Here is a 4187-nt window from a genome sequence, read left to right as displayed (position 1 = left end):
TACTGAACACTTATCCCGACCGCGCGGATCCGGATCGGATCGGGTTCGCGGGGTCGTCCTACGGCGCCGGCCAGAGCCTGATCATCGCGGCGCACGACGACCGGGTGAGGGCCGTGTGCGCGCAGAGCGCCTGGGCCGATCTGGGCCGATCGCTGTACGAGAACGAGACACGACACCTACTGGCGTTCGAGGAGCTCGCCAAGCTGTTCGGCGAGGAGAACCTCTCCGCCGAAGTCAGGAAAATCTTCGACGACTTCCGGGCCAATCGGAATATCGAACGGCTGCTGGAGTTCAGCGCGGTCCGTTCACCGGTTACCTATCTGAACGAGCTCAACGCCAGGAGGGTCCCCATCTTCCTCGGCACCTACTGGCACGAGACCATCTTCTCGGTACCCGCGGTGGTGGAGTTCTTCAACGCACTGATCGGTCCCAAACGCCTCCTGGTAATGATCGGGGATCATGGCGGCGACGAGATCAAGGGGTTTCTCGGCGGTATCAGTCGTCCGACAGCGACGACCTTCCGCTGGCTGGACCGCTTCGTTGCCGACAAGGAGAACGGCGTGGAGAACGACGGCGACGTGCACACCGAGTACATGCATAACCTGTTCACGATCAAGAAATTCGCCGACTGGGACTCGTACACGCTGCCGCCGCGGCGCTACTACCTGAACGCGCCGCTGCCGGGGACATCGGACGGCTCACTGACGCCTCAGCCCAACTCCGGGTGGAGCCACACCTTCCGGGACGGCACGGACACCCCAGCACTGATAGCCCCGGCCCTGGTAAAGACCGGCGTCCTCGAAAGACTGGGGGCTCCGATCGTGTACGAGACCTCGGAGATCTCCCGCGAGGACGCCGCGGTGTGGTCGAGCGAACCGCTCACCGCACCGAGTCAGATCACCGGAACCGTCTCGGCGCATCTCACGGTCACCCCGTCCGCGAAGAGCGCGACGCTCGTGGCGCACCTGTTCGACGTCGACCCGGGTACCGGTAAGGCAAAAATCATCACCAGCGCGCCCTTCACCCTACTCAACGACCGCGAGGGAGAGACGCAAACAATCGACATCCACCTACAGCCGGCCGACTACCGCATCACGCCGGACCACCAGATACAGCTGGTCGTGGACACCAAGGACAGGTTCTTCGGCGACGCCACCGTCACCAACAGCAAAATCGAGATCTCGTCCACCGACGGCTCCTCGTCCTACCTGAACATCCCGCTCGACGAGATTCCGCTCGAGAACGACTAGCCGACCGGATCCCACGGCGCACGCCTACCCGGGTGCGGAACCGTGGTCGCGGTCCCGCACCCGGGCTCGCCCCCCGGGTGCGGGACGGAAGGATCGGATCGCGCCGCAGCACGATGTGCTGGTCCATCGTGCGTCGTCAAGCTCGACTATGATTGCATCGTCCTCGACGGTATTGCGGTCTGTGATGGTCGGAGGTCTACATGGCGCCTGCGCCACGGTTTCATCGGGTCGCCGCACTGCAGCGGCGTTTCGTGGACCGCGAACCGGTGCTGGCGGCTTTCGCCGAAGAGCTGACCCATCTAGGTGACGGTCCACGGGTCTTCAACGCCATCGGCGTGGGCGGTATAGGTAAGTCACGACTACTGCGCGAGTTGAAGGACCGGGCGGCAACCCGGTATCGAACGGCATCGCTCGATCTGCAGGTGCACTCGTTGCGCCAGCAGGAAGACGCGCTGGCGGTGCTACGCAACGAACTGGGGTCGCAAGGGGTCCACTTCGATCGCTTCGACATCGCCTACGCAGTGCTGTGGCAGCGGCTACACCCACATCTGCGGTTGAACCGTTCGGAACTGGCATTCGTCGACGAGAGTTCCATTCTCGCGGATATCGCCGACACGATGACCGGAATTCCGATTTTCGGTACGGCCCGCGGCCTTGTCAAGCTGTTGGAGCGTGGCGGCTGCGACATACGCTGCCGCCTGCGGGTGCGGCGCGATCCCACCCTGGCGACACTCGACGACCTGCCGAACAGTGAGCTCGCCGACGCCGTCACGTTTCTGTTCGCTGAAGACCTTCGGGCTGCCAGCCAGGACAGACAGTATGTGATCATCCTTGACAGCCACGAGGCACTGGTGCCGAACCCGGTACGCACCGGACGGGCGCAACTCGCGGATGCCTGGCTACGTGATCTCGTGGCACAGCTCGACCGCGGCCTGGTGGTCATCGCCAGCCGGGAACCGTTGCGGTGGGAACTGACGGATCCCGACTGGGACGGCCTCATCGAGATATGCGACATCGGCGGCCTGCCCATGGAAGCCCGGCTGGAACTCCTCGACACCGGCGGGATCACCGATCCGTTCCAGCGCCAGACAATTGCGGACGCCAGCGCAGGTCTCCCATTCTATCTGAACCTGGCGGTGGACACGCACCTGCAGACCGGTGGGCGGGTCAGCGGTGCCCTCGTGTCCCAGCAGGAGATCTTGGCGCGCTTTCTTCAGCATGTCGCCCCGGAAGAGATTCGATCACTGGAGGTCCTGAGCCCGGCGCGAATCTTCGACTATGATATTTTTTGGATGCTGACGGCCACGTTCCATCTCCCGGGACATCGCATCGCCTGGGAATCCCTCACCGCATATTCATTCGTCTACCCGGCGAACACCGCGCTGCGGTTTCATCAGCTCATGGCCGCAGCCCTGCGGGAACGGCTTTCTCCGGGCACTACCACCGACATCCACGCCCTGCTACAGGGACTGTGGGAGAACCGGGCCGACCAGGCGACCGGCCGGGACAGCGGCGCTCATGCCGCCCGCGCCCTGCGGGAGGCCGCGTATCACGCCCTGCGGGGTCGGCAGATCAGCGGCGACAGCATCCTCGGCTATGCCGACCACGCGGTTCGCCGTGGGGGACACAGCGCCGCCCAAGGCATCACCGAGGACCTGCGCGCCCGGCTCAACGACCAACCCGACCACGACAACCTGCCCGAAGCGCTGCGGTGCCTGCAGGCTGAGGCGGCGATTCGCCTCGGCGACGCGGCCACGGTCACGGCGCTGGTTCCCGAACCGGTCACCGCTCTGTCCATCGACACAATGGTCGGCGCGCGGCTCACCGTGGCCGCCGGACATGGTCGACGCATCGCCGGTGAGACCCAGGCCGCGCTCGACGCCTACACCCAGGTCTGGGACCGCGCCACGGGGGCATCCCGGCTGACCGCGGGCCTGTGGGCCGCCGACCTTCACATGGCTCAGGGCCGGTTCCGAGACGCGGAAGCACTCGCCACCGACCTGAGTGCGTCCGCTCCGGGGCAGGACACCGAGTTTCACGGAGCCGTGGCCCGGATGCGTCACCTCGCCCACCGGTTCGCGTTCGAGTTCGACGCCGCCGCCCGCTATCTCGACGAGGCCGCAGCCCACTACACCGCAGCCGATAGCGTTCTCGGGTTAGCCAACATCCAGACCAACCGGGCCGAACTCCTCGCCTACACCCACCCTGCCGAGGCCATCGTCGAGGCAGGCCAGGCGATCGAGATCCAACGCGAGATCGGCGCCCATCACGAGCTCGGAAAGGCGTATACCGCTCTCGCCATCGGGCAGCTCCGATGCGGTCAGCTCGACGAGGCCGAGACCTCCCTACGGTCCGCGTGCGCCGCCCTCGATGGAGTCGGGTATCGCTCCGGTCGAGCCCGCGCCGAGTTCTACCGCGCCCTGGTCCATGCCCGCCGGGGTCAGCTCGACGAAGCGGTTTCCTCGCTCCAGTGGAGCGTCCGCGAGCTGGAAGCAGCCGACGTCTACCCGACAATCATCCTCTGCTCGGCGCACGCACTGTCCATCCTCGGCATCGATGACGGGCAGGTGACCGCCGCCGCGAGCCGGGCACGGGCAGGAATCCAGCCGTTCGGCACGCTTACCGATCTTGACGCCCGCGTCGAGGACTTCGTCGCCGACCTGCTCAACGGGCACACGTGGCGGCCCGACGAACTGTACCGGCAGGCGGTCGGGCGCCCCGATGCCTCGTCGGGTTTCTACAACCACAACATCCGGATGGACACGCCGGCCGGAGACGTGATTGTTCGTATCCCGATTCCGGGCAGCGACATCATGGACCTGATGATCTGGCCGGAAGGGGACGTGCTGCGCGCCATCCGCGGGACCGTGACCCACGCGCCCCGTCTGCTCTACGCCCGCATGCAGCCCCGCTATCAGATCGTGGAATTCCTTCGGG

General features: G+C 65.7%; 2 protein-coding genes. Both read left to right on the top strand.

The genetic code is table 11. The features are described from left to right. Positions 1 to 1250 (top strand): CocE/NonD family hydrolase (locus tag AC08OX_RS15450; protein WP_476608456.1); only part of this gene is annotated, 1250 nt, incomplete at its 5' end. Between the two features lie 200 nt (positions 1251 to 1450). Further along, positions 1451 to 4187: tetratricopeptide repeat protein (locus tag AC08OX_RS15445; RefSeq protein ID WP_476608455.1), on the top strand; the 2737-nt coding region annotated here is incomplete at its 3' end.

Source organism: Frankia sp. CoBUL1, assembly GCF_978021245.1.
The sequence above is the reverse complement of the archived record's forward strand: the minus strand, read 5'-3'. Positions and strand labels throughout refer to the sequence as shown.